This window comes from Pelolinea submarina, assembly GCF_003966975.1.
Lineage (GTDB): Bacteria > Chloroflexota > Anaerolineae > Anaerolineales > Anaerolineaceae > Pelolinea > Pelolinea submarina.
This window is the reverse complement of record NZ_AP018437.1, coordinates 1,757,698-1,781,908: the sequence shown is the minus strand read 5'-3', so window position 1 is coordinate 1,781,908 and position 24,211 is coordinate 1,757,698. Positions and strand designations below refer to the sequence as shown.

22 protein-coding genes and 2 tRNA genes are annotated in these 24,211 nt (G+C 49.1%); 12 read left to right on the top strand and 12 right to left on the bottom strand.

Features of this window, described 5'->3' with window-relative positions; all coding sequences use genetic code 11:
- Window positions 1-96: 96 nt before the first annotated feature.
- The 5 genes from Pelsub_RS07835 to Pelsub_RS07815 all read right to left on the bottom strand — a co-directional run bounded on the left by Pelsub_RS07835 (window position 97) and on the right by Pelsub_RS07815 (window position 2,533).
- Window positions 97-169 (bottom strand) — tRNA-Ala (locus Pelsub_RS07835).
- 16 nt (window positions 170-185) lie between these two features.
- Window positions 186-258 (bottom strand) — tRNA-Ala (locus Pelsub_RS07830).
- Between the two features lie 246 nt (window positions 259-504).
- Window positions 505-1,149 carry a hypothetical protein gene (locus tag Pelsub_RS07825; protein WP_116224281.1) on the bottom strand — a complete coding sequence of 215 codons (645 nt, stop codon included), beginning with the start codon at window positions 1,147-1,149 and terminating at the stop codon, window positions 505-507.
- Between the two features lie 149 nt (window positions 1,150-1,298).
- A complete protein-coding gene (locus tag Pelsub_RS07820) occupies window positions 1,299-1,913 on the bottom strand; it encodes an HAD family hydrolase (protein ID WP_116224282.1) in 615 nt (204 codons plus the stop codon).
- Between the two features lie 149 nt (window positions 1,914-2,062).
- Window positions 2,063-2,533: a hypothetical protein gene (locus Pelsub_RS07815; protein WP_116224283.1), complete on the bottom strand. Its 471-nt coding sequence runs from the start codon at window positions 2,531-2,533 to the stop codon at window positions 2,063-2,065.
- Between the two features lie 167 nt (window positions 2,534-2,700).
- Here Pelsub_RS07815 and Pelsub_RS07810 point away from each other — a divergent pair, with 167 nt between their 5' ends.
- From Pelsub_RS07810 to rsmG, 3 genes are read left to right on the top strand one after another with little or no spacing between them, the layout of a single operon-like run.
- Window positions 2,701-3,171 carry a hypothetical protein gene (locus Pelsub_RS07810; RefSeq protein ID WP_116224284.1) on the top strand — a complete coding sequence of 157 codons (471 nt, stop codon included), beginning with the start codon at window positions 2,701-2,703 and terminating at the stop codon, window positions 3,169-3,171.
- On the top strand, window positions 3,168-4,001 hold the full coding sequence (locus Pelsub_RS07805; RefSeq protein WP_116224285.1) for a hypothetical protein: 834 nt from the start codon (window positions 3,168-3,170) through the stop codon (window positions 3,999-4,001). Before Pelsub_RS07810 ends, Pelsub_RS07805 begins: the two co-directional genes overlap by 4 nt.
- A gap of 36 nt (window positions 4,002-4,037) precedes the next feature.
- On the top strand, window positions 4,038-4,748 hold the full coding sequence (gene rsmG, locus Pelsub_RS07800; protein ID WP_116224286.1) for a 16S rRNA (guanine(527)-N(7))-methyltransferase RsmG: 711 nt from the start codon (window positions 4,038-4,040) through the stop codon (window positions 4,746-4,748).
- 5 nt (window positions 4,749-4,753) lie between these two features.
- On the opposite strand, the gene recF is transcribed toward rsmG, so the two are convergent.
- The 3 genes from recF to Pelsub_RS07785 are packed head-to-tail and all read right to left on the bottom strand — an operon-like array spanning window position 4,754 to window position 8,196.
- A complete protein-coding gene (recF, locus tag Pelsub_RS07795; RefSeq protein ID WP_116224287.1) occupies window positions 4,754-5,962 on the bottom strand; it encodes a DNA replication/repair protein RecF in 1,209 nt (402 codons plus the stop codon).
- A 10-nt stretch (window positions 5,963-5,972) separates the two neighbouring features.
- Window positions 5,973-6,482, bottom strand: coding sequence for a peptide deformylase (def, locus tag Pelsub_RS07790; RefSeq protein WP_116224288.1), 510 nt, complete (start codon window positions 6,480-6,482; stop codon window positions 5,973-5,975).
- Between the two features lie 43 nt (window positions 6,483-6,525).
- On the bottom strand, window positions 6,526-8,196 hold the full coding sequence (locus Pelsub_RS07785; protein WP_116224289.1) for a cyclic nucleotide-binding domain-containing protein: 1,671 nt from the start codon (window positions 8,194-8,196) through the stop codon (window positions 6,526-6,528).
- Between the two features lie 97 nt (window positions 8,197-8,293).
- Here Pelsub_RS07785 and Pelsub_RS07780 point away from each other — a divergent pair, with 97 nt between their 5' ends.
- Window positions 8,294-9,775 (top strand): serine hydrolase, encoded by a 1,482-nt coding sequence (locus Pelsub_RS07780; protein WP_116224290.1) that lies wholly within the window; start codon window positions 8,294-8,296, stop codon window positions 9,773-9,775.
- Between the two features lie 123 nt (window positions 9,776-9,898).
- On the opposite strand, the gene Pelsub_RS07775 is transcribed toward Pelsub_RS07780, so the two are convergent.
- Together Pelsub_RS07775 and map are read right to left on the bottom strand one after the other, a co-directional pair.
- Window positions 9,899-11,074 carry an MFS transporter gene (locus Pelsub_RS07775; protein ID WP_116224291.1) on the bottom strand — a complete coding sequence of 392 codons (1,176 nt, stop codon included), beginning with the start codon at window positions 11,072-11,074 and terminating at the stop codon, window positions 9,899-9,901.
- Window positions 11,075-11,100: 26 nt separating this feature from the next.
- On the bottom strand, window positions 11,101-11,865 hold the full coding sequence (map, locus tag Pelsub_RS07770; RefSeq protein WP_198418323.1) for a type I methionyl aminopeptidase: 765 nt from the start codon (window positions 11,863-11,865) through the stop codon (window positions 11,101-11,103).
- A gap of 207 nt (window positions 11,866-12,072) precedes the next feature.
- Between map and Pelsub_RS07765 the strand changes: the two genes are divergently transcribed.
- From Pelsub_RS07765 to Pelsub_RS07745, 5 genes are read left to right on the top strand one after another with little or no spacing between them, the layout of a single operon-like run.
- Window positions 12,073-12,744 carry a metal-dependent transcriptional regulator gene (locus Pelsub_RS07765; protein ID WP_158675035.1) on the top strand — a complete coding sequence of 224 codons (672 nt, stop codon included), beginning with the start codon at window positions 12,073-12,075 and terminating at the stop codon, window positions 12,742-12,744.
- A 12-nt stretch (window positions 12,745-12,756) separates the two neighbouring features.
- The gene (gene metE, locus Pelsub_RS07760; protein ID WP_198418322.1) at window positions 12,757-15,039 is read left to right on the top strand and encodes a 5-methyltetrahydropteroyltriglutamate--homocysteine S-methyltransferase; all 2,283 of its coding nucleotides are present in this window, start codon (window positions 12,757-12,759) and stop codon (window positions 15,037-15,039) included.
- Between the two features lie 35 nt (window positions 15,040-15,074).
- Window positions 15,075-16,178, top strand: coding sequence for a M24 family metallopeptidase (locus Pelsub_RS07755; protein WP_116224293.1), 1,104 nt, complete (start codon window positions 15,075-15,077; stop codon window positions 16,176-16,178).
- 10 nt (window positions 16,179-16,188) lie between these two features.
- Window positions 16,189-16,947, top strand: coding sequence for an alpha/beta hydrolase (locus Pelsub_RS07750; protein ID WP_116224294.1), 759 nt, complete (start codon window positions 16,189-16,191; stop codon window positions 16,945-16,947).
- A 35-nt stretch (window positions 16,948-16,982) separates the two neighbouring features.
- The gene (locus Pelsub_RS07745) at window positions 16,983-17,615 is read left to right on the top strand and encodes an MBL fold metallo-hydrolase (RefSeq protein WP_116224295.1); all 633 of its coding nucleotides are present in this window, start codon (window positions 16,983-16,985) and stop codon (window positions 17,613-17,615) included.
- Window positions 17,616-17,681: 66 nt separating this feature from the next.
- Here Pelsub_RS07745 and rny read toward each other — a convergent pair whose 3' ends face one another.
- Both rny and Pelsub_RS07735 read right to left on the bottom strand, forming a co-directional pair.
- Window positions 17,682-19,202 (bottom strand): ribonuclease Y, encoded by a 1,521-nt coding sequence (gene rny / locus Pelsub_RS07740; RefSeq protein WP_116224296.1) that lies wholly within the window; start codon window positions 19,200-19,202, stop codon window positions 17,682-17,684.
- Window positions 19,203-19,209: 7 nt separating this feature from the next.
- Window positions 19,210-19,848: a regulatory protein RecX gene (locus tag Pelsub_RS07735; protein WP_158675034.1), complete on the bottom strand. Its 639-nt coding sequence runs from the start codon at window positions 19,846-19,848 to the stop codon at window positions 19,210-19,212.
- A gap of 365 nt (window positions 19,849-20,213) precedes the next feature.
- Here Pelsub_RS07735 and rfbB point away from each other — a divergent pair, with 365 nt between their 5' ends.
- The 3 genes from rfbB to Pelsub_RS07720 are packed head-to-tail and all read left to right on the top strand — an operon-like array spanning window position 20,214 to window position 24,194.
- The gene (gene rfbB, locus Pelsub_RS07730; protein WP_116224298.1) at window positions 20,214-21,302 is read left to right on the top strand and encodes a dTDP-glucose 4,6-dehydratase; all 1,089 of its coding nucleotides are present in this window, start codon (window positions 20,214-20,216) and stop codon (window positions 21,300-21,302) included.
- Window positions 21,299-22,189 carry a glucose-1-phosphate thymidylyltransferase RfbA gene (gene rfbA, locus Pelsub_RS07725; protein WP_116224299.1) on the top strand — a complete coding sequence of 297 codons (891 nt, stop codon included), beginning with the start codon at window positions 21,299-21,301 and terminating at the stop codon, window positions 22,187-22,189. The genes rfbB and rfbA overlap by 4 nt, the downstream gene beginning before the upstream one ends.
- Window positions 22,182-24,194 carry a hypothetical protein gene (locus tag Pelsub_RS07720; protein ID WP_116224300.1) on the top strand — a complete coding sequence of 671 codons (2,013 nt, stop codon included), beginning with the start codon at window positions 22,182-22,184 and terminating at the stop codon, window positions 24,192-24,194. Before rfbA ends, Pelsub_RS07720 begins: the two co-directional genes overlap by 8 nt.
- Window positions 24,195-24,211 lie beyond the last annotated feature (17 nt).

Sequence of the window (24,211 nt, the reverse complement as noted above, 5' to 3'; positions counted from 1 at the left end):
CGGCCGCTTGTGTTCCGCGGACACCATGACCGGGCTTGCACCTTGTTTTCCCGATTCGCTGGCGGATGGCCTATTACTCCTCTTCAGCTTTTAAAGTGGACCCAGAGAGATTCGAACTCTCGACCTTCTCAATGCCATTGAGACGCGCTCCCAACTGCGCTATGGGCCCTAATTGTCTTACCCAGTGGACCTGGAGGGATTCGAACCCTCGACCTCGTCAGTGCGATTGACGCGCGCTCCCAACTGCGCTACAGGCCCTTGTTTATGGGCAGGGGAAATTCTACCCAATACACGTTAACGTGTCAAGCAAATCACGTAGGGTGTGAGTATACCATAGGATTTTTCAGGCACCTAACAATTAGTCGATCTCTTTGATGCATCTTCATGATCTTTTTAAGAAAACCGTATAAAAATCTATCTCCTGCGTGCCAGTGAAATTGAACATCAAATAAATAACATTTTGAACTCAAGTTCAAAATTCTCATTTTTTGGTTATAGCATTTTCTATTTATTATCACGAAGTTTTAGGAATTTCTGAAGAAAATCTTCAATATCTTTAATTTCTTTACTTAGCCTTTTATCAATTGGATCTTCTTCACTGTCAATGGCTGAATAACCTTGCATTAAATCTTTCATATAATGCTTCAATTGCTCATCAGTTATAGGAACAATAGACTCATATACTAATGCCTTTTTATAGTCAGCATACATTATTATTGCTATTTTTATATCCCTAATAATTTTGTCTAAACCATTGAACACATTCTCAGCTTCTTCTCCAAATACGACTCTTGCTTCTACCTTTAATGTTTCAAATTCAGATCCAATTTCTGCAATTCCTTTCCATCGCTCAAAATAAGCACCAACCTCACCAAGATCTTGTTTTTGTCTAATGTCTAAGTCATTTGGAAGATCATCAAACGTTTTAAACCCTAACGCAATTTCGCCTGCTGACATAAATGGGCTTCGAAGATACTCCACTCTTTTTCGTAATAAATGAACACTTTTTAGTAACTCTCTTGCAAGATTATGTTTCTCAATTAGGATTTGTTGTTTTTTCCAAATATTAAAACCTCCCAATGCCAGACCTATGACAGCAACCAAATTCAGAAAATTTAAGACGTTATCAGTTATTTCATAGCAACTCATTTTCTAACCTCCCTATTTCTTTTTTTTTACTCAAGTAATAATTTTTTATCAAAATCTCTCTGTTTCAGATTACTAGTAACCAGAATCGTTTACAACATAACGTAATTGAATAATATTTTTCTTTTCAATCTACTACTACATTTTCTTTATTAGGTTTTCAAACGATTATTAATCTCCTTAATAGCATTGTCCCGATCCGTAAACAGCACAGCATGGATCCCCATTTCAGCCGCTCCCGCGGTGTTGTGCGGAACATCATCCACAAAGATGGCTTCCTGTGCCTCCACACCCAGCTTGTCCAAAACCGCCTGGAAAGCGCGCTCGTCCGGCTTACGCAGGCCGATTTCGGAGGAAAATACGGACACATCGAATACATCCAGGAAATCGCCATACAGCTTGACCAGGTTTTGGCGCCCGTTCACCCAGGCATTGCTGAGAAGCCCAATCTTGAACTTTCCCTTGAGGCCGCGCAGATAGGTGACCAATTCCATATCCACTTCGTCGCCGCCGAAGAATTCGTTATATAGCTGCGGCCAGCTTTCGATAGGCTGGTGGTAAAGCGCAGCGATGGTCTCCCAATGTTCGATATCCGATAATTCGCCGATCTCGGATTGCAGTGAAGTCGGTCCGGTGAAGATGGCCATCTCCAGCTCCATACGCGGGACGCCCAGACGCTTTGCCAACCCCTCGCGCGGCGCCGGATCTACCGTGCGCAGGATCACCCCGCCCATATCAAATATAACTGCTTTGATCGCTTTTTGCATGTTCAACCACCTCAGAAAAATTTAGGCAATTATAGCAGGTGGATTGTTGCTTACTACTATTCAAGTTTAAAATTCTATCTAACTATAAAACTAGATTAATTGGTAATTTCAAATCCAATTAAACAAAAATGATTTCTATTTTAGAAAATCTATGAACCGCCCTCAAAAATTGGGTTATATCGACATTGCAGAAAGATCTCAAAAAGACTAAGGTAATGGCTTCCTAGATTTTCTGAAAAAATAAAATTGTCTCTATCTGTGTTCCTTTTCACCCATTCACCAATAAAATTTTCTTCGGGTTTAACCAGGTGAATTGAATCCCAAAATTCATCATTTTGTAATAATGTTTTTGACAGATTTGATCCACAACTCTGCGGATTGTAATGCTGTGATAAATATCGGGCTTTAGATAATGGTCCGCATTTACCAATTTTAATTACTTTATTGTCGAGTAATGGCGCTGAAAATATATAAACCGCCTGATAATTATCAGGTAAATTTTTTAGCTTTTGTGGAATTTTCCATAAATCATGTTGAATCTCAGAATATGAAGATTTTATTCCTGCGATTTCAGCAATCTTTAGAAAATCATATATCATGGGACCGGCATCATTAATCATTGATTTTTATCCCCAATTTGTATTCTCAAGTTTGAATATTTTTTTTAATTTAAATAAAAGAATGATCCTTTTCCAAATATTATATAAAATACGGTAAGTATCCCCTAGCGACAAGTACTGAATAGAGTAAAATATGAATATATCCATCTGGGGAAAATGTTAATCAAATGCCACAATATTATAAATTACCAAAAAATTGGAAAGGTCGGGGAAGAATCTCAATCAGATACAAGCCATTTTGGAGAAATATACCTATTATAAAGAAACTTCCTTATTGGGTAGGGGATAAAGTTCAATTTCATATTCATTTTAACAAATATGGAAAAAGTGATCCTCTCACTAGGAATGTTATACATGAAATTATTGACAATTCTTTGATAAAGCAACATGATATTGAATCATTAGATACTGAAATAAAGGGAGTGCCAATATATACTGAGGGCAATTTGAAATTCTCTCTTGGTATAACAAATTATCCACAAAAAAATGATCCCCTTATTATTACAGCAAATGTTCAGAATAAGGATAGATACTGGTTTATTTTGATTGCATTTATACTTGGAATAATAGGTACTATTGTTACTGGTATTATTTCCGGTTTCATCGACATAACTCCATTAATATTGATCAAACCATGAGAAAGAATAAAAATAAAATTAAAAATGCTATATTATTCTTTCAGAAAATAGCTTATTTTTTGAAAAAGGAGACCGATTACGAAGCAGAATCTATAAAAGATAATCTGGTTTTGGACTTTTCAGTATTATCCGAGTTATACCAAAAGGGAATTGACGGGGGTTTTAGACAAGATATTGTTGAAATGGCAATTGAAGCTTATGAGATATATAAGGATAAAGATAGGCTCTGGCGAACCCCTATAATTTTATCAGGCGAAGCTTTACACAGATTGCTATTTGAAGTTATTCTTCAGTATATTAATATCAATGGAAATTTTCCTTTTAACAAAACAAAAAAGGTTTCATTAACGAAAGAAGATTTCTCCTCATATAAGGCAGCACAAATTTTAAACGATGAAAATTGCTTATCACTTAATACCTCTATTAATAGTCTATATAAATTGGGATTAATTGATGAAATAACTTACTACGATATGCATGCTCTTCGGAATTTACGAAATAAAGCTGTCCATGGCTTGATAATGCCTTTTTTATCTGAAGAAAAATATAAAAAGATACTATCTACTAGCGATATCCATGAACTTGTAAGATTAAATTTTGAAAATAATCCTAAAGATTTGCTTTTTGAGAATTATCAAAAATATCAAAATTATAAGTTCCGGATTCTCACAGAAAAAGGGAAAGATTTGTATGTTATTGAACAAGATAGATTAAAAATTGATATAGAAAATATTCCATCAGAGAAACGCCTTTCTGCAATATCTATTTCGCTATTGTTTGCTATAATTAAATATATAAATTCAAAACTTCCAATAAGTAAAACAGACTAATATTTACTCACTACGTTTATCGTTATAATTCCCTTTATGTTAAATCTGAAATCCCTTCTCGCTGAACACACAAAAATAGACCTCACCCCGGTGCAAAGCGCGGCCTTCGAGCACTATCAAGCCTTGCTGCTGGAGTGGAACCAGAAATTCAACCTGACCGCCATCACCGACCCGCAGGAGATGCAGCTCAAGCACTTCTACGACTCGCTCACCTGCCTGCGCGCCATCCCGCCGGACGCGAAGTCGCTGATCGACATCGGCTGCGGCGCCGGGCTGCCCGGCATCCCGCTCAAAATCATGCTGCCGGGGCTCAAGCTGGTGCTGGTGGATTCGGTCGGCAAGAAAGTCGAGTTCTGCAAAATAGCCGCGCAGGAATTAGGCTTGACGGACGTGACCGCCCTGCACGCCCGCGTGGAAGACTTGGGCCAGGATAAGTTGCACAGAGAGCAATACGATTGGGCTGTGGCGCGCGCCGTGGCGCCCCTGCCCGTACTGGCCGAATACCTGCTGCCATTGGTGTGTGTGGGCGGCAGCATGCTGGCGCAGAAAGGCGCCAGCGCTGCCAGTGAGTTGGAGCTGGCTAACAAGGCTATACGCATTCTGGGCGGCGGGCAGGCAAAGGTGGACAGCTTCGAATTGCCGGTCACGCACGACCAGCGCGCGCTCATTCAAGTGGTCAAAGAGAGAAATACCCCGGCGCAATATCCCCGCAAAGCCGGCACCCCTTCCAAAAAACCTCTGGGATAAACAGGTTACTGGCGGTTCAGGCGCGTAACCTGGCCCGCGCTCACCTGCCAGATCCGGCAGGTATGCGCAAAATCCTCTGAAAACAGTCCCAGGTCGGTAGTGGTCAAAATGGCCTGTTCTTCCAACCCCAGGCTGCCCAGCAGGTCTTCGCGGCGCTGCTCATCCAACTCGGCCAGGGTCTCGTCCAGCAGCAGCACCGGCAGCTCGCCGGTCTTTTCGCGCAGCCACTGCGTTTCGGCAATCTTCATGGCCATCACCGCCGTGCGGATCTGCCCGCGCGAACCGTACACAGCCAGATCAATATCGTTGGAATAAAAACGCACTTCGTCGCGGTGCGGACCGATGGTGGTCACGCCGCGGCGGATCTCTTCTTTCTGCAGCGCGCGCAGCCGTTTGGCGAAATGGTCTTTGATCTCCTCATAACCGATCGGCTCAGGCTGCTGGGCGGTAATCCCCAGTTCCGCCTGCCCGTTCTTCACGCGTATGCCGTTGTACGAAGGCTGGTAATCCATGCGGATCTCTTCTTTTCCGCCGGTCAGACGCCGGTACTGCTGGCCGAAAAATTCCTCGAACTCACGGGTGGATTTCAGGCGGGCTTCAATAATCAAAGCGCCGTTGCTGGTAATGACCTCATCCCAATAATCCAGCTGCGCCGGATCGCCGTTGCGGTCAAACAGCAATTTCAACAACGCGTTGCGGCGCGCGAGGGCTTGTTGGTAATCACTCAGGGCGCGCACATAACCGGGATAAGCCTGCGAAAGCAATTGATCCAGGTATTTACGCCGTTCGTCCGGGCCGTCTTCCAGGATGCGCGTCATTTGCGGCAGGAACAGCACCGAATTGAAGAAGCCCACCGTGTCGAACAGGCGCTTCTTGACTCCGTCAATCAGCACTTCTTTACGCAGGCGCTGGCTGCCATTTTGGATGGTGTTCAGGATCAGGCGCACTTCGATGGTATGCGTTTTCTCCTGTTTGCGCACCTTGCCGATCAGCCGCGCTACCGGCAGCTCATCCTGTACGGTCAGCAGGTTGATTAATTCGCGATCATTGGAGGCCAGCGGTGAGGTCAGAATAGATAGGAAATGTACAGCTTCCAAAACACTGGTCTTGCCCTGTGCGTTATTCCCTACCAGCAATGTCAACCGATCGGGAAAATCCATTTCCAAACGGGTGAAAATGCGGAAATTGGACAGGGATAACGCTTCGATTTGCATGGCGGCAGTATTAGACGGCGTTGCCTTCTTCGATTTCGTCCGGCTGGTAAAGTTTTATCGCCCGATCCACAAAGAGAACACCATCCAGGTGATCAATTTCATGTTGAAAGATGCGTGCCATCCAGCCCTTTACGTGCACCTTTTGTTTGCGCCCATGGCGGTTCAGTCCCTCAACCGTAATCTCCTGCGCGCGTTCTACTTCACCGAACAGGTTGGGAACCGACAGGCAGCCTTCCATGCCCATCACGGTCTCTTCCGACATAAAGGTGATCTCCGGGTTCACGAACACGTAGCGTTTAACCGGTGCTTTCTCGTCGGTTTCATCAACGGAATATTCCACCACAATCAGCCGTTGGGATACATTTACCTGTGGAGCAGCCAAACCCACACCCGGTTCGTCGTGCAGGGTGTCGATCATGTCATCCACTAATACCTGAAATTCTTTTCCAAAATCAGCCACCTTATGCGCCTTCATGCGCAGAATGGGTACTGGCAGCTTGACAACTTCTCTTAAAGCCATGAATTACAAAAACCTTTCTCTTGATTAATCTATTTTTATCATTTTACTCTGATTTATCATATTTATCAGCCTGCCGGTCATCTTCAGCGTGATCGCGGTTGAATTGCTGATAAGTATCCATCCAATCCAGCATTTGGCGCTGTTGCTCTGCCAGCGTGGCGCGTTTTTCAATAAGGTCCGCCCGCTCCAGATACGCAAATAGCGTCTGCTGGACTTCCAATGGATGATAGACATTGTTAAACGTAAAGTCTTCACTGCCAACTTTGACAAAAACCGTGCCGAAATTAAATAACAACCCCGGTATACCGATGCGCTGGTAGCGGATCGATTGGATATTTTCCAAAGGTGCGGCGCGCCGATCCTCCGTGCCCAGGGGCTTGCGGTAAACGTCGATCAACTGGTCGGGGGTGATGATGTATTGGTCGTTGCGCCAATCCAGGTACTGATAAAACCACCATATCCCAATCGCGGTTATCAATAAAATTAATAGCCAGAATACAAACTGGCTCTCCAGTAATCGGGAGCCGGTGGAATTCATGTAGATCAGCAGCAGGAGCAAACCGGACAGAATGAGAAATGGGAAGATGGTTTTGCATACCAGGAATATCCAGTGGGTACGGTAGATTACGGTTTCGCCTTGGACGCGTTTTAATCCCAACAGTCGCTGGATCAGGCTGGTGGAATGAATGTGGCCGACCATTTCCGGATGCGCTTCCTCGTGCTCCGCAAAATCGTTTTCCTGTGCGAGTCCCTCGCGTTTATCCAGGTAATTGGCAAAATCTTGTTTCGCTTCACGGCGTTTGCTGGTTCGGTTTTTTTCAATCAGGTAATCCAGGTAAGCCCGTGTTTGATCCACTCGCGGAACATTTTTCAACCGCAGCGATCCGGTGAAAGTCTTAATGAATAAATCACCAAAACCATACTGCCTTCCCAGAAAACTGGCCCGGCTGGAAAGGCTGATAATCATATCCATGGGAGTCTCCTCACGGCCCTCATAGAGGAAAACACCCTGCTCCTGATTGATCACGCGGCGATCCGTGAAGATATACAAATCATTGGACCATTCCAGGAAATTCCACCAAAACCACAATCCATACAGCAAGGCCACCCCGCCGGCTAATCCGTAGGCGGTACCGGCAGTAATGATTCCGCCGCTTTGCAGGAAATATACTCCCGCGCCCAACAGCAAGGCCAGTAACAACATTAGAGAAGTCTTCACCGCCAAATACAAACGATGCGGTTGGCCGAGATAATAAACCGCTTCCGATTTAAAATCCAACCGGGGACTGCGCTTAATTAATAATTCGTAGTAATCCGCGATAAATTGAAAATCAACCCGTAGATTTGGATTTCCCTGTATAAACCGGGATAATACCGGTGTGCTGATGCGAATCAGCAGGGTATCTACCAGCGCCCGCGCACCGGTCTGGCGCAGCTGTTTGCGTGTCAGAATATCCTCGCCCAGCAAATCTCCCGCGTAAAGGTGATTCTTTTTTTGCAGCGCTTGATGTTCTTCCTTCAGAACCTCAACTTCGCCTTCAAACAGGATATAAAGGAATTTCGCGCCGGCCCCCTCCAGGTAGATCATCTCACCGGATTTAAAGAAAACCACCTCGGTTTTGTCTGCCAAAATGGATAATTGCTCTGGTTCCGCCCGATTGAAGGGGTAAACGGTTCGCAGTATTTTGAGCACTTTATCACGGTTGACAATCATGGATTAAGTATAACTTATCCGTTTTAATCGGGTGATACAATACAAAGCTGCACCATCTGGTAGAATTGTTGCGCTTGTTTATTAAGGAGTCTCCTGTTTGAAAACCAACAGATTTAATTTAATACGCTGGGGTGCCATCGCGCTGATTGTTGCATCGGTGATCTTATTGGTATTCCAGCTAATCCAATTCAGTAAATTGCGCGCCGGTTTTCCTGCCGGAACCACTATCGGCGGTATCGCCGTAGGCGGTTTGGAGCAGGAAGAAGCCGCCAACCGCGTGCGCCAGGCATACACCACATCCATCGACCTGGTATATAAGGATCAGCACATTCATGCCAAGCCGTCGCAAATTGGTTTTGACATCGATGTTGAGTCCATGGTTGCCGCCGCGGACCAGCAGCGCGTGGAACTGCCATTCTGGTCTTCCTTCTGGGCTTATTTGTGGAACAAAACGCCCGAATCCAAGGAAACACCGCTGGTTGCCACCATTGATGAAAATAGGCTGCGTCTTTACCTGATGGACGAAATTGCCTCGCGTTATGATGAAATTCCCGAATCCTCCCAACCGGTGGCGGGTACCATCAATTTCCAGTACGGCAAACCGGGATCGGTTATGGATGTTGAAAAATCACTGCCGGTAGTGGAACGCGCCATGAAATCCCCTAGCGACCGGGTAGCACAGCTCATCATCAACGAGGTCGATCCGCCGCGCCCTTCCCTGCAGAATTTGGAAATCTTGATCAAGCAAATCCTCGATCAGGCTCAATTCGACGGATTGACCGAAGTTTACATTCTTGACCTGGAAAATCGCGAAGAGATCAACTTCGCCTACGAAGCAGGCCAGGATTATGACCCCGGAATCGTTTTCACCGCCGCCAGCACGATCAAGATTCCCATTATGGTGGCCACGTTTAATGCGCTGGATGAACCTACTCCTCAAGGGGCGGTTAACCTGATCGAACAGATGATTGAACTTTCGGAAAATCCTCCGGGCGACACGTTAATGGAGACTTATTTGGATCCCACCCTTGGCCCGCTCGTGGTTACTGAGGATTTGCAGGACCTGGGGTTGGAAAACACCTTTATGGCCGGCGAATTCTATACCGGCGCGCCATTGCTGCAGCGCTTCTTGACACCCGCAAACCAGCGTTTGGATTACGACACTGACCCGGATGAATACAACCAAACCACCACGTCCGACATGGGCATGCTGCTGGATGACATTTACCAGTGCGCCCAAACCGGCGGCGGCTCTTTTGCCGCGGTATTTCCCGGAAAGCTCTCCCAATCCGAATGCCAATCGATGATTACCTACCTGAACCAAAATAAGATCGCGCAGCTGCTTCAGGCCGGCCTCCCGGACGGTACGCAATTTGCGCACAAGCATGGCTGGACCACCGACTACACTACCGGCGTGATCCGCTCGATGATTGACGCCGGCATCGTTTTTTCACCCGGCGGGAATTACGTGATTGTAACGGCCATGTACCAGCCCACCCAATTGATTTGGGATATTGCCAACGTGCTCTTCGCGCGTATCTCGCAGGCTACGTACAACTACTTCAATATCCCCTCGTAATCACAAGAAGCACGAAACCAAATGTTGCCTTCGACATGCTCAGGCAACATTTTCTAAGAAAAAAACCGCTCACTGAGCTTGTCGAAGTGGCGGTTTTTTTTTATTGCTACGCGGGTAGATAACTCAACATTCCTTGCCCGGTTTGAAGATCAGGTTGATCAACGGCCAGGCCGCAATGTTCAAAACCGCCAGGATCAGGAAGGTGGCGTCATATCCCGCCACATCCGCCAACACGCCCGTCAATCCCAGGCCGATACCGGTGCCGATATTGGCAACTGCCATCAGGATGGAGAACATGGTCGCTGCGATACGGCCGTCGGTAATGTGCATGGAGATGGCCATGAAGACAGTCTCGTAGAACCCAAACGCCAACCCGAAAGTAAATACCAATACCCAAGCCATCCAGGGCGCAATGATGGCCGCCAGCAGGCCGATGGCAAAGATCGAGACCACCAGGGCAATCTGCACCGAACGCTTCTGCCCGATCTTCTCGGTCAGTTTGCCGGCCGCCAGGCTGCCCAGCACCGTGCCGATGCCCAATACGGTGGATATGAACCCGGCCGTGGCGTAATTGATGCCGAAATGCGCGGACAGCGAGGGATTCACTATCTGGTTGGCGCCATAAATAATCAGGGAGTACAGCGCGCCCAGGACAGCCAGCCCGATTACGCTGGAATTCTTGAAGCAGCTGAAAGCGCTCCATTCGAAGATGCGGTCGGAAGCCCGCTTGCTTTCCTTAGAGAGGAATACCAAAGGCAGGGGCAGCAGCGTGGCCGCAGCCAGAAAATAGAATCCGAAAGTCCAGGAGGTCTTGTAAACCAGAACGCCCAGCACAGCCGACACAACCACCATGCCGACCGCGCGCCCGCCCACCATGAAGCTTTGAATAATCCCTTCTTCTTCAACCGGAGTTGTGTCCAACGCCAGCCCATCCGTGCAGGTATCATAGAGCGCCATGCCGGTCATCAGGACAAATGCCAGCAAGGCATAAGCCATGAAATCAACGGATGGGTCGATTAACGGAAGAAGGATCAGACACGTTGCTTGAACGATCAAGCCTATGATGATGTAAGGCTTGCGATGCCCCAGCCCGAAGAAGTTCACTTTATCACTCAACATACCGAGGAATATTTTTAGAATGAAGGGAATCATGGCAATGGTGCCAATGACACCAATTTGGCTCATGTCCAACCCAAAGGATTGCAGGTACAAGGCATTTAGAGCGGTAAAGAAGCTCATGATCGAGCCTTGTGCGAAGTACAGCATTGCAAACATAGCATAACGACGTGTTTTATTCATTGTTTCTCCCGATGGTCGTTGTGTTTTTAAGGTAATGAGAGTATTTGAGGTCCGTTATTGGTTACGACAATGGTATGTTCAAATTGCGCCGACAGGGTTCCGTCAGCGGTTTCCACCGTCCATTGGTCTTTTAAAATACGCGTATCCGGTTCGCCAATATTGATCATGGGCTCGATATTGAGCACCATACCTTCACGCATCACCGCCCCGCGGCTGGCCGGCCCAATATGGGGAACGAATGGATCTTCCCACAAATTGCGCCCAATGCCATGACCGCCGTATTCCCGCACTACCGAATAGCCCTTGCTCTCGGCAAACTCCTGAATGGTCGCGCCAATCATACCAATACGGTTGCCGGGGAGGGATACGTCAATGCCTTTCTGAAGCGCTTGACGGGCTGTTTCAACCAATTGGTGAACCTCCGGTTTTACCTGCCCAATTTCAAAGGTGCGGCAGGCATCTCCACACCAACCCTTATAGCGCAGGCCAATATCGATGCCAACAATGTCGCCTTCTTTTAATTCGCGATTGTCCGGCATACCGTGGCAGATTTCCTGGTTGACAGATGCGCAGATCACACCCGGAAAAGGCCGTTGGTAAGGCATTTGCCGAATTCCTTTATAAAGCGTTTCAGCGCCGTGTTTCAGGATAAATTTCTCGGCTACCTTATCCACCTCACGCAGAACAACGCCCGGTTTAATCATGGATTCAATCTCGAGAAAGGTTTGGGCAACAATACTACCTGCTGCGCGCAACCCTTCGACCTCGTGTTTTGTTTTTAATTCGATCAAGAGAATTCTCCTTTGTAGAAATCCAAAGAACACATTGGTAAATTATATTGTGTAAAGTAAAAAAGCTTATTAACCAGTGAATTATACTCTTTCCCCATATTTCACATCTGCGAACAATTTTGTTTAATGAGCTAATTCAGATAGTAATTCTCGAAAAATGCTCATATAATTGGTACCGTATGGTATTAGTACATACTAAAGGGAATGATGACTGAACTGACTCCTACTCCAACTATTGAAGATTATTTAGGGATTATCTTTACCCTGGAACGCGATGGCGAAGAAGTTATTGGCGCACGGCTTTCCGAGTTATTGGAAGTCTCCGCGCCTACCGTCACCGTCACTCTGCGCCGCATGGTCAGGGATGGCTGGATCAACATAACCCCGGCTAGAAAGATTGAATTAACCCCCAAAGGAGTAGATGCCGCAAAAGCGGTCATCCGCCGCCACATGCTGACCGAATGGATGCTGGCGAAGATCCTCAACCTGCCCTGGTCAAAGGTGCACGAAGAGGCACACAGAATCGAGCATTCCATATCCAGCGAAGTGGAGCTGAGTTTGATTGACAAGCTGGATGACCCGGCCTTATGCCCGCATGGCAACCCCATGCCCGGACAGGAATCCATTTCATCGAAGTGGAAACCACTGTCGGAATGTATCACAGGTGATAAGATTATTATCGAACGTATCCATGAATTTTTGGAAGAAGATCCCGTTTTGATGGATTATTTGGAATCCAACCAGATCGTCCCCGGTAAACAGGCAGTGATAAATGAAATTCTACCTTTCAATAAAACCATTACCTTGAAAAACGAGTCCGGAATAGTCACCTTGGGGTTGGACATCGCAAAAAGTATTTATATAGAAAAACAACACTAAGCAGGAGATCCTATGATTTTATCGAGTAACCTTGGCTACCCAAGAATAGGCATCAACCGGGATTTGAAATTCGCGCTCGAAAAATATTGGAAGAACGGAATTTCTCTGGACGAACTTCAGCAAACTGCGGATCGCATCAAAACAGCCAACTGGATTGTCCAAAAGGATATGGGGTTGGATTTCGTTCCGAGCAATGATTTTTCCTTTTACGACCAGGTACTGGACACCACCTTCATGTTGGGAGCTATCCCGGAACGGTTCAAGCAGGAAAAAGATCTGGAAGGATTGGACCTTTATTTTGCCATGGCGCGCGGTTGGCATAACGATCAGGGCAAAACCATCCCTGCCATGGAAATGACCAAGTGGTTTAATACCAATTACCATTATCTCGTCCCGGAAATCAACGCAAACACCAAATTCAAACTGAATCCCGCCAAGCCAATCGATTCGTATAAACTGGCGCAAACACTCAACCTCAACACGCGGCCGGTCATCATCGGGCCGGTTACTTTCCTGTTACTCAGTAAAAGCGAAGATCCTTCGTTCAATCCGCTCAACAAGCTGGATGAAGTTATGGATCTGTACGCCAATCTTTTCAAGCGGCTCAGAGAGATGGAAGTGAAATGGATCCAATTGGACGAACCCTTCCTGAGTATGGATCTCGACGGTCTTGGCGAGGATGCTTACCAACAGCTCTTCAACCGGTTTAATTCCCATCACGGCCGCCCGAAAGTCATGCTGACAACGTACTTTGGAGATTTATTCGCCAATCGCGATCTGATAGCCGCCTCTCCTTTTGAAGGACTGCATCTTGACATGACCAACTGCAGCCAACCTGAAAGAGTCCTGGCCTCCGTTCAAGAAGGCCAAATGGTTTCACTCGGCTTGATCGACGGACGCAATGTCTGGAAAAACGATCTGACAAAAACCTTGAATACCATCAAGGAGATCTACGAACGCTTCCATTTTGAAAACATCGTGGTCTCACCCTCTTGCTCCATGCTGCACGTACCGCAGGACCTTCGGATGGAAAAGAACCTGCCCGGCGAGGTCTATCTATGGTTGGCATTTGCCCGGCAGAAACTGGAAGAATTATCGGAATTGAAAAAAGCCGGCAATCGCAACTTCACTCCCACCAGCTTCTTCCAAAACAACCAGGGTGATGTTCAAAGCCGCCGCGAAATCGCGAAAATTGAGGCGCTGCAAATCACTGCTGCCCATAAAGCCGTCTCCACCAAGCGGCAATCTTCCTTTGCCCAACGCAAAGCCAGTCAGCAGGCTGTATTGTACCTGCCTGTGCTGCCTACCACCACCATCGGTTCATTCCCGCAAACGTCGGAAGTCAGAAAACTGCGCAGCCAATTGCAGAAAAATGCCATCAGCTACGAACAGTACAAAGGGGAGCTGGAACGTGAAATCGAGAAGACCATCCACTTCCAGGAAAAAATCGGTTTGGATATTCTGGTGCATGGTGAATTCGAGCGCAACGACATGGTCCAGTACTTCGCGGAAAAAATGGATGGATTTGTGTTCACCGACAACGGCTGGGTGCAGTCCTTTGGTTCACGCTGCGTGCGCCCGCCCATCATCTATGGTGTAGTCAGCCGCCCGGAGGCCATGACCGTGCGTTGGGCTACCTTCGCGCAATCATTGACCGATAAACCGGTTAAAGGCATGCTCACCGGGCCGGTCACCATTCTGCAGTGGTCCTTTGTACGCGACGACCAACCGCGTTCCGAAACATGCCGCCAGATTGCCTTTGCCATCCGCGCGGAAGTACAAGACCTGGAAGCTGCCGGGATTAAAGTCATCCAAATCGACGAACCCGCCCTGCGTGAAGGTCTGCCTTTACAGAAGAAGGACTGGCCGGCATACCTGGATTGGGCTGTAGAATGCTTCCAGATTTCATCCAGCGGTGTTAAAGATGAAACCCAGATCCACACGCACATGTGCTACGCGGAATTCAACGACATCATTGAAGCCATTGCCAGGATGGATGCGGACGTCATCTCCATTGAGGCCAGCCGTTCCAAAATGGAATTATTGCAGGCTTTTCAAAAGTTCAACTACCCCAATGAAATCGGGCCGGGCGTTTATGACATTCATTCGCCCAACATCCCGGATGTGGCCGAGATCCACGACCTCATCCATAATGCACTGGAAGTCATTCCGGCGGAACAGCTCTGGATCAACCCGGATTGCGGCCTTAAAACCCGCCAGTGGGCTGAAGTCGAACCCGCGCTGAAGAATATGCTGGCTGCAGTAAAGCAAGCCCGCAAGGAATTGGCTGGATAATCCAAAGAAAAAAAACAACACCACCGAGGCAGAATATGGCAATGAATCGATTGGAAAGGGTTTGCGCATTAATGCGCGACCATAAAATTCAGGCGCTGGCCGTCAACGCTGGATCTGATTTAAAATACCTGACAGGTCTTGATTTTCATCTATCCGAAAGACCGGCAATTCTTATTTTAACCGTCCAGGGGGAAGGCGCATTCATTTTCCCCGAATTTGAAAAAGACAAAGCCGCGCAGTCGCAAATCCCGGCCAAAGCCTTCCCCTACCCGGAAGATCCCCAATCATGGCCGGTCGTGGCTGGAAAAGCGATTGAAAGCCTGCGGTTAGGCGAAGCCTCTCTGGCTGTTTCCCCCACTGTCATGCGTTTTCTGGAAATCAATCTGTTACAACGCGGCGCGCCAAAAATTAAAATCATATCCGGAGCTGAGATTTTCCGCGATATCTTCATTCAAAAAGACGATGAAGAAATCCAGTCTACGCGTAAAGCGGTTGACATTGCCCAAGAGGCATTACTGCAAACGCTGCCGTATATCCAGCCAGGAAAAACCGAACATGAGATCGCGAACCTGTTGGTAATCAACATGCTGAAAGCCGGCAGCGATTCGGAACTGGCTTTCGGCCCCATTATCGCCGCCGGACCCAATTCCGCCAACCCGCACGCCAACCCAGGCGGTCGCGAAATGCAGGCGGGCGATATGCTCATCATCGACTGGGGCGCGCGCTACAACGGCTACGTTTCCGACATCACACGCACCTTTGCCATTGAATACATTCCCGATGGATTCACCGAAATTGTCCAAACCGTACTGACCGCCAACCAAACCGCGCGCGGATTGGTTAAACCCGGCATAGCAGCGCGTGATGTAGATTCCGCCGCGCGGGATGTGATCGGCGCCGAGGGATATGGCGAGAATTTCCTGCACCGCACCGGACATGGTATCGGTTTAAACGCCCATGAAGATCCTTATATTTCCCAGGCCAGTAATACGGTTTTAGAGCCAGGTATGCTTTTCACCGTGGAACCGGGTATTTATTTAACCGGTATAGGCGGTGTACGTATTGAAGACAACGTGGTGGTCACCGACGGCGGCGTGGAAACGCTCACCAGCCTGCCGCGGGATATCATCATTCTTTAGTCAGATACCTATGAAAGAACGGAAAGGCATTCAAACCATACCCACCGCTGAACCGTTTTTCCTCCCTGGAGGCAAAACCGGTGTGGTGCTCATTCACGGTTTCACCGGAGCACCCAAGGAAATGCGGCAACTCGGCGATGCCCTGCACGGGCACGGGCTGAGCGTGTTGGGTGTGCGGCTGGTCGGGCATGCCACCCAACCGGATGATATGCGCCGCACGCGCTGGTGGGATTGGCTCGCCAGTGTGGAGGACAGCATTAACCTGCTGTCCGGCACCTGCGACCGCATCTTCTACGCCGGCCTGTCGCTCGGCGGCGACCTGGCGCTGATTGCCGCTGCGCGCATCCCACCCGCGGGTGTGATTGCCATGTCCGCGCCCTTTACAATCGACAGGCGCGCCCGTTATCTTAAACTGATTAGCTGGCTGGCGCCTTGGTATAAAAAGGACGGAAAACCGCCGGAGACCGAAGATTTGCAACACAGGCACGTTGAGTATTCCGCCTACCCCACGCGCTCTTTGGCGGAGCTGTATACTGTCACTCAAACCATGCAGCAGTCATTGGAGCACATTACCTCACCAGTCCTGTTGATCAATTCCAAATCCGATACGACTGTTCCAATTGAACATGCCGCAAGGATCAAGAGACTGCTCAATGCAGCAGAGATCGATCAGGTTATTCTGGAAACCAGCGGACACGTCGTGACTGAGGGCGATGAGAAAGAGATCGTTTTTGATGCCGCCTATCAATTCATTCAAAAACACTGCTAAAATTCCTGAGGTTTGCATGAGGAGAATTTAATTCAATGACCATAACAATCCACACCTTTGTATTGGGCGCCATTAAAAACAACACCTATTTGGTTGTGGATAATGCATCTCAGCAAGCGGCCCTGATCGATCCGGCCGCACCAACCAATCAAATTCCCGAATTGCTAGAAGAAAAAGGGTATCAACTCACCTACATGCTGGTCACCCACGCTCATTTCGACCACATTGGCGGTGTCAAATGGATACAATCGCTAAGCTCGCAGCATATCCCCGTGGCTATGCACGCGCTGGATCTGGACCTTTGGAAAGCAGGCGGCGGTTCCAGGGACTTCGGTTTTGAATTCGATCCCGGGCCGGTGCCCGACCTGATCGTGACAGATGGACAAACCCTGCCTCTGGGAGAAACCAGCCTGACCGTTCTGCACACCCCCGGCCACTCCTTTGGCCACGTCACCTATCTTGATCTTGCCGAAAAAGCCGCTTTCTGCGGCGACCTTATTTTTTATCACGGCATAGGCCGCACCGATTTGGACGTCTGCAACGAAGACGACCTGTTCGCCAGCATCCGCAACAAGATCCTGACCCTGCCGGATGACACGGTGCTGTATCCCGGCCATGGCGGTAAGACTACCGTTGGCGAGGAGAGGGTAAATAATCCCTTTTTATAGAAACAAAAGAAAAAGAACGGAGAAAATTCTCCGCTCTTTTTGCATTTCCGAATATATGAAAATCGCTTACTTCGCGAATTCCACCGCACGCATTTCGCGGATGACCGTGACTTTGATTTGACCGGGATATTGCATGGTCTCTTCAATATTCTTGGCAATCTCACGCGCCATACGGGTGGATTCAAAATCGTCCACAGTTTCCGGTTTGACGATGATACGCACTTCACGGCCGGCCTGGATGGCATATGCCTGGCTGACGCCTTTGTAAGAATGCGCCATTTCTTCTAACGCGCGCAGGCGTTTGACGTACTGCTCCAAATTCTCGCGGCGGGCGCCGGGGCGGGCGCCGGAGATGGCATCGGCTGATTCCACGATCACGGCTTCCAGCGACTGTTGCTCGGTTTCGTGGTGGTGGGATTCAATAGCATTGATGACAGCCGGGTTGACGCGATAACGACGGCAGAATTCCGCGCCGATGACCGCGTGCGTGCCTTCCGTGTTGTGATCCATGGCTTTACCGATATCGTGCAGCAAACCGGCAGCCTTGGCTACTTCCGTATCCGCGCCGATTTCCACGGCCAACAAACCGGAAATCATGGCCGTTTCCACGGCATGGGTCAACTGGTTCTGGCCGTACGAGGTGCGGAATTTCAAGCGGCCCAACATGCGCAGCACATCCAAAGGCAGCCCGGCCACACCCGCGTCGAAGGCGGCCTGTTCGCCGGCCTGCTCAATCACACGCTGAACTTCTTTCTCTTCTTCAGCCAGGATTTTTTCAATGTGCGCCGGATGAATACGGCCGTCGGAGATCAGGCGTTCCAGTGAACGGCGCGCGATCTCGCGGCGGGTGGGGTCAAAGCAGGAAATGGTCACGGCTTCGGGGGTGTCGTCCACAATGACGTCCACACCGGCAGCCTGTTCAAAGGCGCGAATGTTGCGGCCGTTGCGGCCGACGATGCGGCCTTTCATTTCTTCATTGGGCAGGGAGACGGTGGAGGTGGTTACCTGGGCAACCTGGTCGGAAGCCACCCGTTGGATGGTTTCGGTGATCAGCTCGCGGGCGCGCTTGTCGCCTTCCTGGCGGGCTTCCGCTTCGATCTGGCGGACGATGCGCGCCATATCCGCGCGGGCTTCTTTTTCCACTTCGTTTAAAAGCTCTTGCTTGGCTTCTTCTACGGTCATATGAGAGACTTCTTGCAGCTTCTCCATCTGATCGGAATACAACTTTTCGATCTCGTTGGCACGCCGATCCACCGAACTTTGTCGTTTATTGACCTGGGCTTCACGTTGTTCCAGGCGCTCAATGCGCGTGTCCAATTCCGCCCGGCGTTTCTGCAAACGTTCATCCTCATGCGATAATTCATTACGCCGGCGGCTGATCTCACTTTCACTGTCCTGTTTGATTTTGAGGGCTGTATCGCGCGCTTCGAGTTCTATAACCTTAGCTTTTTCTTTTGCTTCTTGCAGCATCTGTTCTGTCTTTTCTCGTTCAGATTTTCGCAGCATGCGCGCGATCATCTGTCCCCCGACGAAAGATAGAATCAGGACAGCTGCAACACAGATGGCAATGGTGATACCTGTATTCATAATTTCCTCATTCGCTTTCTTCCATTTTTCTTTCTAAATTTAATTTATTGATGGTCTGTCTAATTACGTCGTACGAGAATGCACGCCGGGCCAGCACACCTTGCATTTTCTTCTTAAAATCATCGTCGTTCAGTGCGGCATAGCGCTGCATATACTTGCGGCCAAGCTTATAGGCCAGATCCTCTTCCGGAGGCGCGGCCTGCAATGCCTGGTCAATTTTTTCTTCGGAAATACCTTTCCGTTTAAGTTCATAAGAAAAAAAACGGTAACTGCGCGGTTTGGAAGCACAGCGTGACTCAATCCAGTCCTGGGCGAAGCGTTGGTCATTGAGATAATTCTTTTCTCTCAATTCCTGCATGACCTCATCAACAATGGCCTCGTCTATTTCAGCAGCCGCCAGTTTGTCGACTACTTCTTTTTCAGAACGAGGCTGGTATGCAATATAGTGCAATGCACGCTGCAAGGCTTTTTCATGTTGATCTTCACGCAGTAGTTCCTGGATTTTGGCATCCTCTATCTTAGCTCCCCGCTTAAGCCAGGCACCCACGAAGCAACTGATGCCAAATGCGAATTGGTCATCAATATACACATTAATCCGCTCGGGATTATTTTTTTGTGGCTCCAATGCCGTAATAATTTTTTCCATAACAAAAAAAACCATAACCTGCCTTCAGGCTATAGTTTTTGCTGAAAGAACATTTCCTTTAAAATAATGAAAATAGTCCGGAATCTTTTATCTACTATGTCTAAATTTCAACTTCTCTTTGATCCGTTGAAGTTAAAACTAAAAAAGAATCCATAATGCTTTTGTATATCATTATTCTTTCAGATCCCAACTACCGGTTTGAAACCGGTAGTTTTATCAGCAAAAATCGTTAGCCAAAATAAAGGCAAAATTTCCGAAATTTTCCAAATACTACTACATTAAATTATACAATATTTTAAGGAATTTTTGTACTCCTGCAAAAAGTCCAATAGGCTATAATCTGGGTAATATCGCGGAAAGGGTCTATGAAAAATATTCTGGTTACAGGCGGCGCTGGTTTCATCGGTTCCAATTTCATCCAGCATCTTTTATCCCAACGGGATGATCTGCATATTATTAATTTTGATGCACTGACCTATTCAGGCAACCTGGATAATTTGAGCGCAATTCAGGATTCGGACCGTTATCAGTTCATCCGCGGTGACATCTGCAATCAAGACGGGGTCTCGTGCCTATTCCAACAATATCATTTTGACGCCGTGGTGCACTTTGCCGCGGAAACACATGTGGATCGCTCCATTAAAGATCCGATGCGCTTTATCCAAACCAACGTGGTCGGCACGGCCAACCTGCTGCAAGCCGCGCTGGGTTACTGGGAAAAGCTGGACGTACCCGCCAAATCCGCCTTCCGATTCCTGCACGTTTCCACCGATGAAGTTTTCGGAACATTGGGGAAGGATGATCCCGCTTTCAGCGAGACCACACCCTTCGCGCCCAACTCCCCATACGCGGCTTCCAAGGCCTCCGGTGATCTGCTGGTGCGCTCGTATTTCCAAACCTTTAATTTCCCGGCCGTCATCACCAATTGCTCCAATAATTACGGCCCGTACCAATTTCCTGAAAAATTGATCCCGCTCATCATCCTGAACGCGCTGAATGGAAAGCCCCTGCCGGTTTACGGCGACGGGCAGCAAATTCGGGATTGGCTGTACGTGGAAGACCACTGCCGGGCTTTGGTGGATGTGCTTGAAAAAGGAACCCTCGGCGAAACCTACAACATTGGCGGCGACAACCAACCGGCAAACCTGGAGATCGTGAAAACGATTTGCGTAATACTGGACGAATTGCGGCCCGCCTCCGATGGACAGCCGCACGAAAACCTGATTCAATTTGTGCCGGACCGGCCCGGCCATGACCGCCGTTACGCTATGGACACACGGAAAATTGAAAAAACACTAGGCTGGCGGCCCCTGGAAGATCTGCAAAGCGGGCTGCGCAAAACAGTTATTTGGTATCTAGAAAATCCGGAATGGGTGCAAAAAATCCTGCAGCGGCCGTCTTTTCAGGATTGGCTGCAAGCAAATTATGTCCGGAGAGGAGAGGGCAAGGCATGAAAGGTATCATTTTAGCAGGCGGCAAAGGCACGCGCCTTTACCCGGTCACTTACGGCGTCAGCAAACAACTGCTGCCGGTTTACGATAAACCCATGATTTACTATCCTCTTTCCATGTTGATGTTTGCCGGAATCCGCGACATCCTGATTATCACGACTCCCGAGCATGAACGCAATTTCAGGGACGTGCTGGGCGACGGCCAGAAATGGGGGTTGAATTTCTCCTACACCACCCAGGCAGAACCGCGCGGCCTGGCCGACGCTTTCCTGGTGGGCAAGGACTTCATCGACGGCCAACCGGTGGCCATGACCCTGGGCGATAACATCTTCTTCGGGCGCGGCCTGATCGGCTTGCTGCAAAACGCCGCCAAGATTCAGGATGGAGCGACTGTTTTCGCTTACCCGGTGCGCGACCCGCACGCCTTCGGCATCGTGGAAGTGGATGAAAACTTCAAGGCCATCAGTATCGAAGAAAAACCCGAGAAACCGAAATCCAACCTGGCCGTGCCCGGTATTTATTTTTACGACGGCCACGTCAGCGAGTATGCTGCCAAATTACAGCCCTCAAAACGCGGCGAGATCGAGATCAGCGACCTGAACCGTGTTTATCTCGAAAAAGGCAAGCTGAACGTGATCGTGTTCGGCCGCGGCATCGCCTGGCTGGACGCCGGCACGCACGAATCCCTGCTGCAAGCTTCCGTTTTCGTGCAAACCGTGGAGGAACGGCAGGGTTTGATGATCTCCTGCCCGGAAGAGATCGCATATCGTCAGGGTTTCATCGACCGCGAGCAGCTCCTCACGCTGGCTTCCGATACGGATAACCAATACAGCCAATACCTGCTGGATTTGGCCGGAGAGCCCGACCCCAATCCCAACACCTATGATTGAAAAACTGAAAAATTACGACCTGTTTCCTCTGCTGTTATTGGCTTTAAGCCTATTGATTTACGGTTTATTCATCCCCTTCCTGGGATTCTATTGGGATGACTTTCCTTATTTATGGTTCCGGCACATCTCTGGCGTATCCGGCGTGATGCGCGCTATCGCACTGGACCGCCCCCTGCTGGCGGCGTTCTACGCCCTGCCCATGTCCGTGATGGGTGAAAGCCCCTGGGCCTGGCAGCTGGCTGCCATCCTGGGGCGCTGGTTGTTCACCTGGAGCGCCTATAGCTTCCTCAAAGCGTTATGGCCTCAGAAGAAAATGGACCTGAAATGGATCGCACTGCTGCTGCTGGTCTTTCCGGGCTTCAAGCAGCAGTGGATTTCTGTTATCTATACGCATGTGTTCGCGGTCATGGCATTGTACTTCGTTTCGCTGACCTTATTTGTGAAAGAGATCCGCGCCGGCGGCAAGCCCTCCCTGCGCATGGCCGGCGCCATCCTGCTATCCGTGGCCTGTATGACCGCGGTGGAATACGTTGCCGGGCTGGAATTGCTGCGGCCTTTTATCATCTTTATGCTGCTGGCTCAGGCAGCGCAGACCTCGTTTGGTGAGAAATTCAAGCGTACCCTTAAGCTGTGGCTGCCTTACCTGTTGGTCTTCGTCCTTTTCCTTATATATCGCGTGTTCATTGCCTCCTCGGTGCTGTATAAAGTCCAGCAAATGGATGGACTGACCAGCAGCCCGTTGGCAACCCTGTGGGATATGGTTGCGCAGCAATTCAAGAACCTGTACACCAGCACGGTCCCGGCTTGGACACAGCTATTCCAACCGTTCAGCCCTCTCAACATTGGCAGCTTGTTTTCCAAGCTCTATCTGGTTTTACTGGCAGCTTTCATATTCGGCGCCTGGTTCTTCACACGCAGGACGGTTAAAGACATCGAAGGCTCATCAGCGTGGCTGAAGACACCAGTCATCGGCGCGCTGCTTTCACTGCTGGCAGCCGGCCTGCCCTTCTGGGCCGCCAACCTGTCCCCCAGCACGCAATTCCCGGCCGACCGCGTCATGCTGCCCTTCATGCTGGGTTCGGCCGTCCTGGTATATGCCCTCATCAGTCTGGTTTCGCTGAAACCGGCTATTCGCATGAGTCTCTTCAGCCTGGTTTTCGGCCTTTCGGCGGTCTTCCAGGTCTATCAGGCCAACCTTTTCCGCGAGGATTGGGAGGATTTTGAACAGTTTTTCCAGCAGCTTAGCTGGCGCATTCCTGCGTTGGAAGAAAATACTCTGCTGGTGACCGACCAGCTTCCCCTGGAATATTACAGCGACAACTCGCTCAGTGCGGTATTCAATTGGATTTACGATACTGGCAGCCGCCAAAAGGACGACACGGACATGCCTTACCTGCTGAATTACACCGAGTCGCGCCTGGGTCACAGCCTGGCTTCGCTGGAATCCGGCACAGCCATCAATCATAATTACCGGATCTACACTTTTAAGGGATCCACCGACCAGATGGTGCTGTTCTACTACGCTCCGCCGGGCTGCGTGCACCTAGTCGATCCCGATCTGGACGGGGACAACCCGCTCCTGCCGGCGGTCCTGCGGGAATACGCGGCCAACTCGCGCGATGACCTGATCAGCGCGGATCCTCAACAGAATCAGATTTTCTTTCTGTCGGAAGCTCCGGCTAACTCCTGGTGCTATTATTATGAAAAAGCCAGCCTGGCTGCGGAATTGGGGAAATGGGAAGAAGTTGTCCAATTAGCCGGCAGCGCGTTCAAGCTGGACGATCACCCCAACGACGCTTCTGAACGCATTCCATTCATCGAGGGTTACGCCCGCACAGGCGATTGGGAAAACGCGCTCGGTCTCAGCCGGGAGACTGCCGCAGTCTCGCCTTTATACCAGCCCATGCTGTGCAACTTATGGCAGGACCTGGCAGCGGAAACCACGGACTCAACTTCAAAAACCGAGGCAGCCAGCCAAATTATGGCCGAGCTGGGTTGCGAGTAAAAACAATTCACGCTTAC

Coding starts and splice junctions, on each gene's coding strand:
- Pelsub_RS07825 (WP_116224281.1), bottom strand. CDS start 1,149: ATGAGTTGCTATGAAATAACTGATAACGTCTTAAATTTTCTGAATTTG.
- Pelsub_RS07820 (WP_116224282.1), bottom strand. CDS start 1,913: ATGCAAAAAGCGATCAAAGCAGTTATATTTGATATGGGCGGGGTGATC.
- Pelsub_RS07815 (WP_116224283.1), bottom strand. CDS start 2,533: ATGATTAATGATGCCGGTCCCATGATATATGATTTTCTAAAGATTGCT.
- Pelsub_RS07810 (WP_116224284.1), top strand. CDS start 2,701: ATGCCACAATATTATAAATTACCAAAAAATTGGAAAGGTCGGGGAAGA.
- Pelsub_RS07805 (WP_116224285.1), top strand. CDS start 3,168: ATGAGAAAGAATAAAAATAAAATTAAAAATGCTATATTATTCTTTCAG.
- rsmG (WP_116224286.1), top strand. CDS start 4,038: ATGTTAAATCTGAAATCCCTTCTCGCTGAACACACAAAAATAGACCTC.
- recF (WP_116224287.1), bottom strand. CDS start 5,962: ATGCAAATCGAAGCGTTATCCCTGTCCAATTTCCGCATTTTCACCCGT.
- def (WP_116224288.1), bottom strand. CDS start 6,482: ATGGCTTTAAGAGAAGTTGTCAAGCTGCCAGTACCCATTCTGCGCATG.
- Pelsub_RS07785 (WP_116224289.1), bottom strand. CDS start 8,196: ATGATTGTCAACCGTGATAAAGTGCTCAAAATACTGCGAACCGTTTAC.
- Pelsub_RS07775 (WP_116224291.1), bottom strand. CDS start 11,074: ATGAATAAAACACGTCGTTATGCTATGTTTGCAATGCTGTACTTCGCA.
- Pelsub_RS07765 (WP_158675035.1), top strand. CDS start 12,073: ATGACTGAACTGACTCCTACTCCAACTATTGAAGATTATTTAGGGATT.
- metE (WP_198418322.1), top strand. CDS start 12,757: ATGATTTTATCGAGTAACCTTGGCTACCCAAGAATAGGCATCAACCGG.
- Pelsub_RS07755 (WP_116224293.1), top strand. CDS start 15,075: ATGGCAATGAATCGATTGGAAAGGGTTTGCGCATTAATGCGCGACCAT.
- Pelsub_RS07750 (WP_116224294.1), top strand. CDS start 16,189: ATGAAAGAACGGAAAGGCATTCAAACCATACCCACCGCTGAACCGTTT.
- Pelsub_RS07745 (WP_116224295.1), top strand. CDS start 16,983: ATGACCATAACAATCCACACCTTTGTATTGGGCGCCATTAAAAACAAC.
- rny (WP_116224296.1), bottom strand. CDS start 19,202: ATGAATACAGGTATCACCATTGCCATCTGTGTTGCAGCTGTCCTGATT.
- Pelsub_RS07735 (WP_158675034.1), bottom strand. CDS start 19,848: ATGGAAAAAATTATTACGGCATTGGAGCCACAAAAAAATAATCCCGAG.
- rfbB (WP_116224298.1), top strand. CDS start 20,214: ATGAAAAATATTCTGGTTACAGGCGGCGCTGGTTTCATCGGTTCCAAT.
- rfbA (WP_116224299.1), top strand. CDS start 21,299: ATGAAAGGTATCATTTTAGCAGGCGGCAAAGGCACGCGCCTTTACCCG.
- Pelsub_RS07720 (WP_116224300.1), top strand. CDS start 22,182: ATGATTGAAAAACTGAAAAATTACGACCTGTTTCCTCTGCTGTTATTG.